The organism is Stenotrophomonas sp. 17(2023) (assembly GCF_030345315.1).
Taxonomy (GTDB): Bacteria; Pseudomonadota; Gammaproteobacteria; order Xanthomonadales; family Xanthomonadaceae; genus Stenotrophomonas; species Stenotrophomonas acidaminiphila.
The window spans coordinates 1,346,717-1,359,329 of sequence record NZ_CP128405.1; the positions used below are offsets into that span (position 1 = coordinate 1,346,717).

14 protein-coding genes are annotated in these 12,613 nt (G+C 71.4%); 10 read left to right on the forward strand and 4 right to left on the reverse strand.

The features are described from left to right. Positions 1–155 precede the first annotated feature (155 nt). From QQA12_RS05885 to QQA12_RS05895, 3 genes are all read left to right on the forward strand, one after another. Entirely contained in the window at positions 156–1,043 is an 888-nt protein-coding gene (locus QQA12_RS05885; protein ID WP_054664440.1) for an acyltransferase, read from the forward strand. An 81-nt stretch (positions 1,044–1,124) separates the two neighbouring features. Then, positions 1,125–2,042: a M14 family metallocarboxypeptidase gene (locus tag QQA12_RS05890; RefSeq protein WP_226050053.1), complete on the forward strand. Its 918-nt coding sequence runs from the start codon at positions 1,125–1,127 to the stop codon at positions 2,040–2,042. Between the two features lie 77 nt (positions 2,043–2,119). After that, a complete protein-coding gene (locus QQA12_RS05895) occupies positions 2,120–2,845 on the forward strand; it encodes a transporter (RefSeq protein ID WP_226050052.1) in 726 nt (241 codons plus the stop codon). A gap of 30 nt (positions 2,846–2,875) precedes the next feature. Here the strand turns inward: QQA12_RS05895 and QQA12_RS05900 are convergent, their stop codons facing one another. Beyond that, a complete protein-coding gene (locus QQA12_RS05900) occupies positions 2,876–3,781 on the reverse strand; it encodes a LysR family transcriptional regulator ArgP (RefSeq protein ID WP_054664448.1) in 906 nt (301 codons plus the stop codon). A 124-nt stretch (positions 3,782–3,905) separates the two neighbouring features. On the opposite strand from QQA12_RS05900, the gene QQA12_RS05905 reads away from it, so the two are divergent. The 4 genes from QQA12_RS05905 (at position 3,906) to QQA12_RS05920 (ending at position 7,336) form a co-directional block, all read left to right on the forward strand. Further along, positions 3,906–4,541, forward strand: a complete 636-nt coding sequence (locus QQA12_RS05905) for a LysE family transporter (RefSeq protein WP_054664451.1) — start codon at positions 3,906–3,908, stop codon at positions 4,539–4,541. 79 nt (positions 4,542–4,620) lie between these two features. Next, positions 4,621–5,838 (forward strand): MFS transporter, encoded by a 1,218-nt coding sequence (locus QQA12_RS05910; RefSeq protein ID WP_054664454.1) that lies wholly within the window; start codon positions 4,621–4,623, stop codon positions 5,836–5,838. Positions 5,839–5,928: 90 nt separating this feature from the next. After that, positions 5,929–6,219 (forward strand): hypothetical protein, encoded by a 291-nt coding sequence (locus tag QQA12_RS05915; protein ID WP_054664458.1) that lies wholly within the window; start codon positions 5,929–5,931, stop codon positions 6,217–6,219. Between the two features lie 49 nt (positions 6,220–6,268). Continuing rightward, positions 6,269–7,336, forward strand: coding sequence for an HDOD domain-containing protein (locus QQA12_RS05920; protein ID WP_226050051.1), 1,068 nt, complete (start codon positions 6,269–6,271; stop codon positions 7,334–7,336). Positions 7,337–7,360: 24 nt separating this feature from the next. Here QQA12_RS05920 and QQA12_RS05925 read toward each other — a convergent pair whose 3' ends face one another. Continuing rightward, positions 7,361–8,935: a phospholipase D family protein gene (locus QQA12_RS05925; protein WP_226050050.1), complete on the reverse strand. Its 1,575-nt coding sequence runs from the start codon at positions 8,933–8,935 to the stop codon at positions 7,361–7,363. A 115-nt stretch (positions 8,936–9,050) separates the two neighbouring features. Between QQA12_RS05925 and sstT the strand changes: the two genes are divergently transcribed. The 3 genes from sstT to QQA12_RS05940 are packed head-to-tail and all read left to right on the forward strand — an operon-like array spanning position 9,051 to position 11,286. Next, a complete protein-coding gene (gene sstT / locus QQA12_RS05930; protein ID WP_054664465.1) occupies positions 9,051–10,259 on the forward strand; it encodes a serine/threonine transporter SstT in 1,209 nt (402 codons plus the stop codon). 2 nt (positions 10,260–10,261) lie between these two features. Further along, positions 10,262–10,984 carry an AzlC family ABC transporter permease gene (locus tag QQA12_RS05935; protein ID WP_054664468.1) on the forward strand — a complete coding sequence of 241 codons (723 nt, stop codon included), beginning with the start codon at positions 10,262–10,264 and terminating at the stop codon, positions 10,982–10,984. Next, on the forward strand, positions 10,981–11,286 hold the full coding sequence (locus QQA12_RS05940) for an AzlD domain-containing protein (RefSeq protein ID WP_054664471.1): 306 nt from the start codon (positions 10,981–10,983) through the stop codon (positions 11,284–11,286). Before QQA12_RS05935 ends, QQA12_RS05940 begins: the two co-directional genes overlap by 4 nt. Before the next feature lie 32 nt (positions 11,287–11,318). Here QQA12_RS05940 and QQA12_RS05945 read toward each other — a convergent pair whose 3' ends face one another. Beyond that, positions 11,319–12,029 (reverse strand): rRNA pseudouridine synthase, encoded by a 711-nt coding sequence (locus QQA12_RS05945; RefSeq protein WP_054664474.1) that lies wholly within the window; start codon positions 12,027–12,029, stop codon positions 11,319–11,321. Then, on the reverse strand, positions 12,026–12,568 hold the full coding sequence (locus tag QQA12_RS05950; protein WP_056932767.1) for a M48 family metallopeptidase: 543 nt from the start codon (positions 12,566–12,568) through the stop codon (positions 12,026–12,028). Before QQA12_RS05950 ends, QQA12_RS05945 begins: the two co-directional genes overlap by 4 nt. Positions 12,569–12,613 lie beyond the last annotated feature (45 nt).

A 12,613-nucleotide genomic window follows, 5' to 3' on the forward strand; every position in this document is an offset into this window, starting at 1 on the left:
GGCGAGGCGGGGACGGGAAGCAGATTATCGCGCCAGCATGGGTGTCCGGCGGAAGTGGGCGCGCCGGCCCCGCCAGCGCCTGCGGCGTTTGTTACCCTGTGCCGCTCTGTTCCGGATGGCGGCCCCGGTCCGCACTGCGCGAGATATTCCCCCCCATGAAATGGTTTCGCATCGTCCCGATCCTGCTGCTGATCGCGCTCAACACCCTGCTGCACTGCCTGCCGCTGTTTGCGGTGGCGCTGTTCAAGGCATTGCTGCCGCTGGCCGCGGTGCGTCGCGCCTGCAATCCGCTGCTGACCGGGTTGGCCGAGAGCTGGATCGGGGTCAACAGCGCGATGATGGGTGCGTTCACCCGCACCCGCTTCCAGGCCGACATGCCGGCCACGCTCGAGCGCGACGGCCACTACCTGGTGCTGGCCAATCACCAGAGCTGGGTGGACATCCTGGTGCTGCAGAAGGTGTTCAACCGGCGCATCCCGCTGCTGCGTTTCTTCCTCAAGCGCTCGCTGTTCTGGGTACCGGTGCTGGGGTTGGCGTGGTGGGCGCTGGATTTCCCGTTCATGGGCCGCTACAGCCGCAAGCAGATCGCCCGCAACCCGGAGCTGGGCCGGCGCGACATGGAAGCGACGCGGCGTGCCTGCGCGCGGTTCCGCGACATCCCGGTGGCGGTGATGAACTTCGTCGAAGGCACCCGGTTCACCCGTGCCAAGCACGACGGCCAGGGCTCGCCGTTCCGGCACCTGCTCAAGCCCAAGTCCGGTGGCGTGGCCTTCGTGCTGGATGCGATGGGGCAGGGCCTGCATGCACTGCTGGACGTGACCATCGTCTACCCCGGGGGCATCCCGTCGATGCTGGACCTGATGGCCGACCGCGTGCCCGAGGTGAAGGTACTGGTGCGGGAGCGGCCGATCCCGGCCGAGCTGGTCGCCGGCGATTACCAGGGCGACCGCGCCTTCCGCGCGCGCTTCCAGCAGTGGATGAACGGCATGTGGCAGCAGAAGGACGAGGACATCGCCCGGCTGCTCGCCGACCCCGGCAGATGACGCGGCCGGGCCCGGGCGCGGCATCGCTGCCGTGCCCGGCGGTGTAGAGTGCGCGCCAGTCCGTTGCAACCAGGAGCCGCCATGACCACCGCCTTCTATCCCATCGGAACCCCCGGCCAGGCCTGGGGCGTGGCGGAAAAAGCGCAATGGCTGGTCCGGCAGCGCGTGCAGCGCAGCTATGCCGACGACGTGCTGGCCCGGATCGATGCCCTGCGCGACCGCTTCGACGTGGCCGGTTACGGGGAGCTGGACTATCCCTCCGGTCGTTACCCGCTGCTGGCCATCCGCAGCCGCGGCTGGGACGACGCCCTGCCGGTCGCGCTGGTGACCGGGGGCGTGCACGGCTACGAAACCAGCGGCGTGCAGGGGGCGCTTAAGTTCGTCGAGCGGCACGCGGCCGATTACGCCGGCCGCTGCAACCTGCTGGTCGCGCCCTGCGTGAGCCCGTGGGGCTACGAGCGGATCCAGCGCTGGAACGCGCTGGCGCTGGATCCGAACCGCAATTTCATCGCCGCCAGCCCGGCCCCGGAATCGGCCGCGCTGATGGCGCTGGTGCAGCCGTTGGCGGGGCGCTTCCTGATGCACGTCGACCTGCACGAGACCACCGACAGCGACGAGAGCGAGTTCCGCCCGGCGCTGGCCGCGCGCGACGGCAAGCCGTTCGAGCCGGACAGCGTCCCCGACGGCTTCTACCTGTGCGCCGATTCGCTCAACCCGCAGCCGGCGTTCCAGCAGGCGGTGATCGCCGCGGTGGCCAGGGTCACCCACATCGCGCCGCCGGATGCGCAGGGCCGGATCATCGGCTCGCCGGTGGTGGCGCATGGTGTCATCGAATACCCGCTCAAGGCGCTGGGCCTGTGCGCGAGCATCACCGGTGCGCGCTACACCACCACCACCGAGGTCTACCCGGACAGCCCGCGCGCCACGCCCGAGCAGTGCGACGACGCCCAGGTGGCGGCGGTGACCGGCGCCCTGGCCTATGCGCTGGCGCACCGCTGAGCGGTTCCGTGCGTACACTGCCGGGCTCCAGCACAGCGGGGCGGCAGGGCATGCACGGGTTTCTGACTGGAATGGCGATGGCCCTGCTGGCCTGCGCCGACGCGCAGGCGGCACAGGCGCCGGCCTATGACCGGCCGGGCATCGGTTTCTCGGCCAGCACGGTGGGCAAGGGCGTGCTCGCCTGGGAGCAGGGCCTGCCCGATGGCAGCCGCGACCGCAGCGGCGGGGTGACCACCACCGCGTGGACGGCCGACACGCTGCTGCGGCTTGGCTTGGCCCCTACCGTGGAGCTGCAGTTGGGCGCGGACACCTGGAGCGGCCAGCGCATCCGCGGTGCCGGCCTGCGCGAGCGTGCCGAAGGCGGCGGCGATGGCAGCGTCGCGCTGAAGTGGGCGCCGGCGCTGGCCAGCGACACGCTGACGGTCGCCTTCAGGCTCGGCACCACGCTGCCCTGGGGACGCGCCCCGCTGGGCGGCGATGGCCGCGTCCGCGACGCGGGCGTGACCGTGGCCTGGGCGCTGCCGGCCGACACCAGCCTGGCGCTGTACGCCGACCGGCAATGGGGTGCGGAAGGGAGCGGCTGGCTGTTCTCGCCCAGCTACGGGTTCCCGCTGGGCGAGGACGTGGCGGCCTATGTCGAAGCCGGCTACGGCGAAGACGCCCGGCACATGCGCGCCGCCGGTGCCGGGCTGGCCTGGATGGCGACGCCGTGGCTGCAGCTCGACGTTTCGTTCCTGCGCGGGCTGGACGCAGCGACCGCCGACTGGCAGGGCGGCGTCGGGCTGGCGCTGTACTTCGACTGACGCCGCTCCGGGCGGTGCGCACCGGCGCGCTCAGCGGCGCCGGCGGATCAGGGTCGAGGAGGCCTGCAGGATGGCGCGGGTCAGCAGCGCCATCGAGGCGACCTCGCCCTTCCAGTGCTGCCAATACAGCGGGATGTCCTCCCAGGCACGCGCCTTGACGTAGACCAGGCGACCGCTGTCCAGGTGGCGGCGGACCAGCGGAAGCGGGTTCATGGTCCAGCCCAGGCCGCCGAGATTGGCGTGGACGAAGGCGCGGGTGGAGGGGATCCACCAGGTCGGCGCCTGCAGCGGCTGCTGCGAGCCGGTCAGGCGCTGGGCATAGCGCGCCTGCAGGTCGTCCTTGCGGTTGAACACCAGCACCGGGGCCTGTGCCAGGGCCTGCGCGGTGACGCCCCTGGCGAAGTGGCGCGCATGGAACTCCGGGGTACAGGTGGCAGCGTAGCGCATGCTGCCCAGCGCGTGGATCTGGCAGCCCTGCACCGGTTCGGACAGGGTGGTGACCGCGCCCAGCACCGCACCCTGGCGCAACAGCGCCGCGGTGTGGTCCTGGTCCTCGGTATGCAGGTCCAGCGTGGTGCTGCCGAGCCGGGCGAACGCCAGCGCGGCTTCGGGAAACCAGGTCTCCATGCTGTCGTGGTTCACCGCCACCGGGATGCTGGCGCGCGGCAGGTCGGCGTCGGACAGGCCGATCCGCTCGAACGCGTCGCGCTCCAGCAGCGCGGTCTGCTCGGCCAGGCGCACCAGCACCTGGCCCTCGGCGGTGGCCTCGGTGGGGGTGGTGCGCCTGACCAGCAGCTTGCCGACGCGTTCCTCCAGCGCCTTGATCCGCTGCGATACCGCCGAGGCGGTGACGTTCAGTGCCAGCGCGGCGCGTTCGAAGCTGCCTTCGCGGATCACCGCGGCCAGAGCGCGGAGTTGGGCATGGTCGATGCGCATGATTAAGCATGGCTAATGAGGGTTTAAGAAGTTTAGCTCCACTTCTTGATGCTGCACTGCGACAATTGCCGCCATCGACGCACCCCCGGTGCCGTCCCCCTCTTAGCAGACAGGCAGTTCCCCCATGTTTTCCGTCGTAACCGCCCAGGCCACCAGTGCCGCCTGGCTCAGCGGTGCCGGTACCGGCATCGGTCTTTTCGCCGTGGTCGGCGCGCAGAGCGCCTTCATCCTGCGGCAGGGCATCCTGCGCCAGCACGTGATCCCGGTGATCGCCACCTGCTTCGCCATCGACGCGGCCTTCATCTTCGCCAGCGTGGCCGGGCTGCGCACGCTCACCGACCAGCTGCCGTGGCTGACCACGGTGCTGCTGTGGGGCGGCGTCGCCTTCCTGGTCTGGTATGCGCTGCAGTCGGCGCGGCGGGCCGTGGCCGGCGGTGGCGGCATGCAGCTGGATGACAGCGCCGAATCCTCGCGCCGCGCGGCGATGATGGCCGCGGCCGGATTCTCGGTGATCAACCCGCACTTCTGGCTGGACATGGTGGTGATCGGTTCGATCGCCGACAACTTCGGCCACGCGCGCATGGCGTTCGCCGCCGGCGTGGTCACCGCCAGCGCGTTGTGGCTGACCGCGCAGGGGCTGGGCGCGCGCTTGTTGACGCCGCTGTTCCACAAGCCCGGCACCTGGCGGGTGCTGGACGGCACCATCGCGGTGATCCTGAGCGTGCTGGCGCTGACCCTGGCGCTGCGCGGCGTCGGTTGATGGCGCGGGTGCCGCGCAGGCGCATCCGCGCTGGCGCCCATCCGGTACCGGCGCGCGCATCCCGTGGTGGCGGCCGCGCATGAGCCAGCCGCGGCCCGCGCTGTGGACCCCGGGGTTCGTGCTGGCGTGCATCGCCAACTTCCTGATGGGCATGTCGTTCTACGTGCTGATGCCGACGCTGCCGTTCCATCTCGTGGAGCAGCTGCGGATCGGCGAGGCCACGGTGGGGCTGGTGTTGTCCAGCTACGTGATCGCGGCGCTGCTGGTGCGGCCGTTTTCCGGTTTCATCGTCGATCGCTTCAACGCCAAGCACGCTTACCTGGTGGCGCTGGCGGCCTACGTGCTGTTCACCTCCGGCTACCTGCTGGCGCACACCGTGCTGGTGTTCGTGCTGGTGCGGCTGGGCATCGGCGTGACCTTCGCGGTGATGAGCACCGCGGCCAACACCCAGGCCATCGACATCATCCCCTCGGCGCGCCGCGGCGAGGGCATCGGCCTGTTCGGGCTGATGAGCAGCCTGGCGATGGCGCTGGGCCCGATGGCCGGGCTGTGGCTGATGGACCACCATCCGTTCCAGGTGATCTTCGAGGCGGCGGTGGCCGCCGGCATCGCCGGCCTGCTGGTGGCGTCGTGGGTGCATGCGCCGCGCAAGCAGCGCGACGGCGCCGCCACGGTGTTGTCGCTGGATCGCTTCCTGCTGGTACGCGGCATCCCGCTGGCGTTGAACCTGGCCGTGATCGGCCTGGGCTACGGCATGCTGCTGGCCTTCGCCGCGCTCCACGGCAAACAGCTCGGCGCCGGCAATACCGGCATCTTCTTCACCCTGATGGCGGTGGGCATGATGGTCTCGCGCGCCTTTTCCGGGCGCCTGATCGATGGCGGCCGGGTGGTGCTGGCGACCAACGGCGGCAGCCTGGCGATCGTCGCCGGGCTGGGATTGATGGCGTACGCGGCCGCGCCGGCGACGTATTACCTGTCCGGACTGCTGGCCGGCTTCGGTTTCGGGGTGGTGTACCCGGCCTACCAGACGATGATGGTCAATCTCGGCGGCCACGCCCGCCGCGGCACCGCGGTGGCCACCTATTTCTGCGCGCTGGACGTGGGCATCGGCGCCGGCATGGTGCTGGCTGGCCTGGTCGCCGCGCGCTTCGGGCTGGGCGCGGCGTTCGCCAGCGGTGCCGGCCTGGCGCTGGTCGCCGGTCTGGTCTACGCGCTGCGGTTGTCGGCGCGCTTCGTGCGCGCGCCGCTGCCGCAGGCCGCTGTTGCCGGCGGCGCACGGGCGGACGCAGACGACTGACGACCGGCGGCTTGGCCGGCGCCGGCCTGTGGCAGAATCAATCCGCATGCGGCGGCCGTGGATGGCCGCGCCATTACCCCGGGGGAAGCAATGAAGAAGTACCTGCCCGTCATCGCCGTGCTGTGCCTGCTGTCGGCCTGCAGCCAGGGGATCAAGGGCGTCTATGCCGATGCGATGGGCGTCACCCGGTACAGCTTCACGCCCGGTGGCACGGTCACCATCGAGGCGATGGGCATCTCGCAGGAAACCACCTACGTGCGCGAGGGCGATACCTTGAAGGTGGCGCTGCCGCAGAAGGGCGCGTCGCTGAATTTCACCATCAACGAAGACGGTTCGCTGGGCGGTCCGCTCGGCATCCGCCTGGAAAAAGCCGACAGGTAACGGGGCGCGGCATGCGGCCTTCAGCTCCTGCCCGACCGGGGTTCCAGCAGTGGAGCCGGTGATCGTCTCGGCGCTGCTGGCCGCGCTGCTGGCCGGCGCGGGTGCGGCGTGGTGGTTCGGCCGGCGGCGCGCGGATGCGGCCTGGAGTTTCGTCCCCGAGGCCGCCGATGCGGACCACGCTGCCGCCCCGGCAATGGACCCGGCGCTGCTGCCGCGGATGCGCCGGCGCTTCCTGCGCGCCGCGCTCGGCATCGAAGACGACGTGGCGGAGCTGCCCGATGCGGCCGGGCACCGCCAGATCGCCGATACCGTGATCGCGGTGCTGGAGCGCGCCGACCTGTCGCAACGCTACATCCCGCGGCGTCCGCACCTGCTGCCGCAGTTGATCCATAGCGTCAACGACAGCACCGCCTCGGCGCGCTCCATCGGCCGCATCATCGGCAGCGACCCGCTGCTGACGGTCAACCTGCTGCGCATCGCCAACAGCGCGCTGTACCGCTTCCAGCAACAGGAAGTGCGCAGCATCGAGCGCGCGGTGACCGTGGTCGGCAACGAAGGCATCCGCCAGATCATCTCCGCGGCGCTGGTGCAGCCGGTGATGAACCCTCCCGACGGCGATGGCGGCCGGTTCTCGCAGCGGGTATGGGATTACACCCTGCGCATGTCGCTGGCCGCGGCCGATCATGCCCGCAGCGTCGAGCGCGAGGACGGTTTCTCCGCGCAGTTGGCCGGCCTGCTGCGCGGGCTGGCGATGGTGATGGTGGTGCGCGCCACCGCCGACGCCTATTCGCGCCGGCAGACGCTGGCGCCATCGCCGGCACTGCTGCTGTCCCTGCTGGAACGGTGCACTCCGCAGCTGGCGGCGCGGATCGCGCGCGCCTGGCAGCTTTCCGCCGATGTCGCCGCGGCGCTGGAGGCCGGCGGCCAGGGCGTGCCATCGACGCCGCTGGCGCGTTCGCTGCAGGTCGGCGAACTGGCCGCGGCGTTGTCGATGCTGTGCCGGGAAGGATTGCTCGAGGAAGCGCAGGCGCTGGAAACGTTGTCCGCCTGCGTTCCCGGCCATGTCGGTGGCTGGTTGTGGAAGCGGGTCAGCCCCGATGCGCCGGGCGAGGGCTGAGCTGGATACTGCGGGCGCGGCGCGTCACAGTTGTGATTCCAGCGGCAGCCAGCTGATGACGCGGGTGGTGGCGCGCTGCAGCCAGGTGGTATCCGGCTCGACGACGTAGCCGGCAGGTGGCCTGCGCGCACGGTCCAGCCAGCGCAGCTTTCCGTCGCTGTCCAGGTAGAGGTAGTAGCTCAGGTCGGGGCCGGACAGGCGCAGGTACTCCTCGCGCAGCTGCGCGGCCAGCACCGGGTCGTCGAACAGCACGCCCATCTCGGTGTTCAGGTACGCCGAGCGCGGGTCGAGGTTGAAGGACCCGACGAAGCCGCGCCGGTCGTCCACGACGATGGCCTTGGTGTGCAGGCTGGCGCCACTGCTGCCGAAGGCCGAGCTGCGGCCGCTGCTGCCGCGCGCCTTGAGCTCATGCAGCTGGACGCCACCGCGCAGCAGCGGCAGCCGGTAGTGCATGTAGCCACTGTGCACGGCAGCCACGTCGTTGGCCGCCAGCGAGTTGGTGATGATGCCCACATGCACGCCGTCTGCCACCTGCTGCAGCAATTCGCTGGTGCCGGTGTCGCCGGGGACGAAGTACGGCGAGATCAGCAGGGTCTTGTGCCGCGCCTGGCCCAGCTCCGCGCCCAGGCGCGTCACCAGCCAGTCGCCGCGGTCGTTGTCGCGGTGCTTGAGCGGCGGGTCGGAATGGACCTGGATGCGGTCGCTCCAGTGCAGTGCCAGGCGCCCGCCGACATAGGTGTCGGTGAGCCGCTCGCGCAGGCGTTGCAGGTAGGGGAGCGCCTCGGCCCGGCGCGCATCCAGCTCGGCACGGGAGACCAGCTGGTCGAGCTGGCGCGCCGACGGCGGGGCGAGGGCGGCGATGGGCACGGCGGCGCGGCTGTTCCAGAAGGCGTCGAAAATGGCGCTGGCCTCGCCGGCGGCCGGGCCGGCCAGCAGCAGGTCCAGGTCGCGGAAATTGACGTCCGGTCGCGCGTCGAAGTACTCGGCGCCGATGTTGCGGCCGCCGACGATGGCGACGCGGCCGTCGGCGATCCAGGCCTTGTTGTGCATGCGGTGGTTGATGCTGAAGACCCGCTGCACCATCTCCAGCAGGCGCCACAGGCCCTCGCGGTTGCGGAACGGGTTGTACAGGCGCACTTCGATGCGCGGATGGGCGTCGAGCGCCAGCAGCTGCGCATCCATCCCCTTGGCGTTCATGTCGTCCAGCAGCAGCCGCACCCGCACCCCGCGCTGGGCCGCCGCGTACACGTCGTTCACCAGCAGGTGGCCGACCATGTCGTCGTGCCACATGTAGTACTGCAGGTCGAGGCTGCGGCCGGCCTGGCGGGTGACCACCGAGCGCGCGGCGAAGGCTTCCAGGCCGTCGACCAGGTAGGCCGCGCCGCTTTGCCCCGGGTGCGCGGCGAGCTGCGCTTCGAGCGCCCGGTCCAGCGCGGTCTGCGCGGCCCGCGGCGGCAGTGCGGTGGAGGGCTCGCCGACCGCGCGCGGGGTGAGCCAGTCGCCCAGCAGCAGGCCACTGGCGACCAGCAGCAGGAGCGCGGCGAGGATGCGGGTGCACAGGCGCAGCAGGCGCCTGCCGCGGTACGGGGAAGGTTCCATGCGTGCATCCTAGCGGGGTCCGGGTGATGCCGCTGCGTCGGGCCATGACGTTCCGGGGGTGTGGGCGGCGGCCGGTCTGGGGGAGAATCGCGGTTTGCCCTGCCCGAGCCCGCCGATGCACAACCGTTCCAGCTCCTTCCGTGCCCCCAGCCTGGTGGTCCAGATCATCATCGGCCTGCTCGCCGGCATCGCGCTGGCGCTGGCCTGGCCGCAGGGCGCGCACGCGGCCGGCCTGCTCGGCACGGTGTTCGTATCGGCGTTGAAGGCGGTGGCCCCGGTGCTGGTGCTGGTCCTGGTGACGGCCTCCATCGCCAACCACCAGCAGGGGCAGAAGACGCACATCCGCACCATCCTGCTGCTGTACGTGGCCGGCACTGTGGCCGCGGCGCTGGTGGGCGTGCTGGCCAGTTACCTGTTCCCCAGCACGCTGCTGCTCAAGGCGCCCACCGACGCCGGGCTGAGCGCGCCGGGCGGCATCGGCGAGGTGCTGCGCACGCTGCTGATGCAGGTCGTCGACAACCCGGTCAACGCGCTGGCCCATGCCAACTACATCGGCCTGCTGGCCTGGGCCATCGGACTGGGGCTGGCGCTGCGCCACGCCGGTGCCGGCACGCGCGCGGTGGTCGGCGACCTGTCCGCGGCGATCACCTGGATCGTGCGCATGGTGATCCGGCTGGCGCCGCTGGGCGTGTTCGGCATCGTCGCCTCGCTGCTGGCCGAGTCCGGGCTGGGCGCGCTGGCGAACTACCTGCACGTGCTGTGCGTGCTGGTCGGCGCGATGCTGTTCATGGCCTTCGTCGGCAACCCGCTGATCGTGGCGCTGACCACCCGCCGCAACCCGTACCCGCTGGTGCTGCGCTGCCTGCGCGAAAGCGGCATCACCGCGTTCTTCACCCGTTCCTCGGCGGCCAACATTCCGGTCAACCTGGAGCTGTGCCGCAAGCTGGGCCTGCACGAGGAAACCTACTCGGTGGCGATCCCGCTGGGGGCGACCATCAACATGGCCGGCGCGGCGATCACCATCTCGGTGCTGACGCTGGCGGCGGTCAACACGCTCGGCATCGCCGTGGACCTGCCTACCGCGCTGCTGCTGAGCGTGGTGGCGGCGATCGGCGCCTGCGGTGCGTCCGGCGTGCCCGGCGGCTCGCTGCTGCTGATCCCGCTGGCCTGCGGCCTGTTCGGCATTTCCAACGACGTGGCGATGCAGGTGGTGGCGGTGGGCTTCATCGTCGGCGTGGTGCAGGACTCTGCCGAAACCGCGCTCAACTCCTCGACCGACGTGGTGTTCGTGGCCGCCGCCGAACAGGCGCGCGGGCGCGGCTGAAGATGGCCCCGCGCCTGACGCCCGCGGTCCGCATCGGCCTGTCCATCGCCCTGGCCACCGGCCTGTACGGGGTGTCCTTCGGGGCGCTGGCGGTGGCCTCCGGCTTCAGCGTCGGGCAGACCGCGGCACTGAGCCTGCTGATGTTCACCGGCGGCTCGCAGTTCGCCTTCATCGGCGTGATCGGTGCCGGCGGCAGCGGCATGGCCGCATTCGGCGCGGCCACCCTGCTGGGCATCCGCAACGCGGTCTACGGTGCGCAGATCAACCGCATGCTGCGGCCGCGCGGCTGGCTGCGCCCGCTGTCGGCGCAGCTGACCATCGACGAATCGGCGGCCACCGCCGCCGGCCAGGACACGCCGGCCGAGCAGCGTCGCGGATTCTGGGTGGCCGGGGTGGGCGTGTACCTGTTGTGGAACCTGTTCACCCTGCTCGGGGCACTGCTGGGCGATGCGCTGGGCGACCCGCGCCGCTGGGGACTGGACGGCGCCGCGGTGGCGGCCTTCCTCGGCCTGCTGTGGCCGCGGCTGCGTGCGCGCGAACCGCTGGCCATCGCCGCGACGTGTGCGCTGGTGACGGTGCTGGCGCTGCCCTGGGCGCCGCCGGGCGTGCCGATCCTGCTGGCGGCCGCGGTCGCCGCGCTGTGGGGTTGGTTCGGGCGCGGGCCGGCCGATGAAGGGCTGGAGCCGGACGTGACCCCCGGCCACGACCCGGCGGGTGCCCGATGAGCCTGTGGAGCTGGGTGCTGCTGGCCAGCGCGGTGGCCTGGGCGGTCAAGTTCTGCGGCTACCTGGTGCCGGTGCGCTGGATGGAGTCGGCGCGCATGACCCGCGTGGCCGGTGCGCTGACCATCGGCCTGCTGGCGTCGCTGACCGCGATGAACGCGGTGTCCGCGGGGCAGGGCGTGGTACTGGACGCACGCCTGGGGGCGCTGGCGGCGGCCGCACTGGCCCTGCTGCTGCGGCTGCCGTTCCTGGGCGTGGTGCTGGCCGGTGCGCTGGCGGCGGCGGTGCTGCGGCTGCTGGCGTAGCTGCCGGGCGTCGTTGCCGGCGGCGGCGTGGCTCAGAAGCGCTGGGCGGAGGCGAGATAACGCCACTGGCCGTCCGGCATCCTGTTCAGGCCGATGCGGCCGATCCGCAGCCGGCGTACCTGGGTGGCGCGCAGCCCGACCGCGGCGCACATGTGCCGCAGCTGGCCCGGCCGCACGTCCTTGATCGCGAAACGCAGGCGCTGTTCGCTCTGCCAGCTGACCTTGCAGGGCGGCAGCGCGCGCCCCTGGTAGTCCAGGCCGTGGGTCAGCCTCGGCAGCGCCCAGGGGCTGCCTTCGCCGTCCACGTCCACCATGTATTCCTGTTCCAGCGATGCCCCGGTCTCGAGCAGGTGGCGGCGCACGCGCCAGTCCTGGGTAAGCACCACCAGTCCGCAGGCGTCGTCGTCCAGCGGCATCGGCGTTTCCAGGCGCAGGAAGTGGCGGTGCAGCAGGCGGATGCCGGAGGCGTCGTCGGCGAAACGGGCCTCCTCGCGCAGCAGTGCGGACAGGTCCGCGGCGCTGCAGCCGGCCGGCTTGTTCAGCAGCAGTGTCGCCGGCTCGGCCGGTTCGCTGGCGGCACCGGCGGCGAGGGTGACGGTCTGCCCGGCCACCATCGCCTGCGGTGCTTCCACCACCACTCCGTCGACGCTGACCCAGCCGCCCTCGATGTAGTGCCGGGCCTGGGCGCGGGAGCAGTTCAGCTGCGCGGCGAGGCGCTTGTCGAGGCGGATGGGGGTGGTCATCGGGGGCGGGCAGGTGCGGCGGGCGGCGAGTGTAGCGCCTGCCGGGGAACCTCGTGCTCCAGTGCGGTCAGGTACAGGCGCAGGTCGAACTCCAGCTGGTGGTAGTCCGGTTCCATGTGCAGGCACAGCTGGTAGAAGGCCTTGTTGTGCTCGGCCTCCTTCAGGTGCGCCAGTTCATGCACCACGATCATGCGCAGGAACGGCGCCGGGGTATCGCGGAACACGCTGGCGATGCGGATCTCGCGGCTGGCCCTGAGCTTGCCGCCGTGGTTGCGCGACACGGCCGTGTGCAGGCCCAGGGCGTGCTTGAGCACCTGCAGCTTGCCGTCGTACAGCACCTTGCCCAGCGGCACCGACTGCCGCAGGTGGCGTTCCTTCAGCGCCTGCACGTAGTCGTAGAGCTGGCGGTCGCTGCGCACCGCGTGCGGCTGCGGGTAGCGGCGGCGCACGGCCTCGCCCAGGGCACCCTGCGCCAGCAGCTCGCGGGCGCGCTGCTGCAGGTGTTCGGGGTAGCCGGCAAGGTAGTTCAGGGGCTGCATCGGCGGGCGCGGGCGGGTGTGGGCCGGTATCATGCCGCATCGTTC

Coding starts and splice junctions, on each gene's coding strand:
- QQA12_RS05885 (WP_054664440.1), top strand. CDS start 156: ATGAAATGGTTTCGCATCGTCCCGATCCTGCTGCTGATCGCGCTCAAC.
- QQA12_RS05950 (WP_056932767.1), bottom strand. CDS start 12,568: ATGCAGCCCCTGAACTACCTTGCCGGCTACCCCGAACACCTGCAGCAG.
- QQA12_RS05895 (WP_226050052.1), top strand. CDS start 2,120: ATGGCCCTGCTGGCCTGCGCCGACGCGCAGGCGGCACAGGCGCCGGCC.
- QQA12_RS05890 (WP_226050053.1), top strand. CDS start 1,125: ATGACCACCGCCTTCTATCCCATCGGAACCCCCGGCCAGGCCTGGGGC.
- QQA12_RS05900 (WP_054664448.1), bottom strand. CDS start 3,781: ATGCGCATCGACCATGCCCAACTCCGCGCTCTGGCCGCGGTGATCCGC.
- QQA12_RS05935 (WP_054664468.1), top strand. CDS start 10,262: ATGGCCCCGCGCCTGACGCCCGCGGTCCGCATCGGCCTGTCCATCGCC.
- QQA12_RS05905 (WP_054664451.1), top strand. CDS start 3,906: ATGTTTTCCGTCGTAACCGCCCAGGCCACCAGTGCCGCCTGGCTCAGC.
- QQA12_RS05915 (WP_054664458.1), top strand. CDS start 5,929: ATGAAGAAGTACCTGCCCGTCATCGCCGTGCTGTGCCTGCTGTCGGCC.
- QQA12_RS05910 (WP_054664454.1), top strand. CDS start 4,621: ATGAGCCAGCCGCGGCCCGCGCTGTGGACCCCGGGGTTCGTGCTGGCG.
- QQA12_RS05945 (WP_054664474.1), bottom strand. CDS start 12,029: ATGACCACCCCCATCCGCCTCGACAAGCGCCTCGCCGCGCAGCTGAAC.
- QQA12_RS05925 (WP_226050050.1), bottom strand. CDS start 8,935: ATGGAACCTTCCCCGTACCGCGGCAGGCGCCTGCTGCGCCTGTGCACC.
- sstT (WP_054664465.1), top strand. CDS start 9,051: ATGCACAACCGTTCCAGCTCCTTCCGTGCCCCCAGCCTGGTGGTCCAG.
- QQA12_RS05940 (WP_054664471.1), top strand. CDS start 10,981: ATGAGCCTGTGGAGCTGGGTGCTGCTGGCCAGCGCGGTGGCCTGGGCG.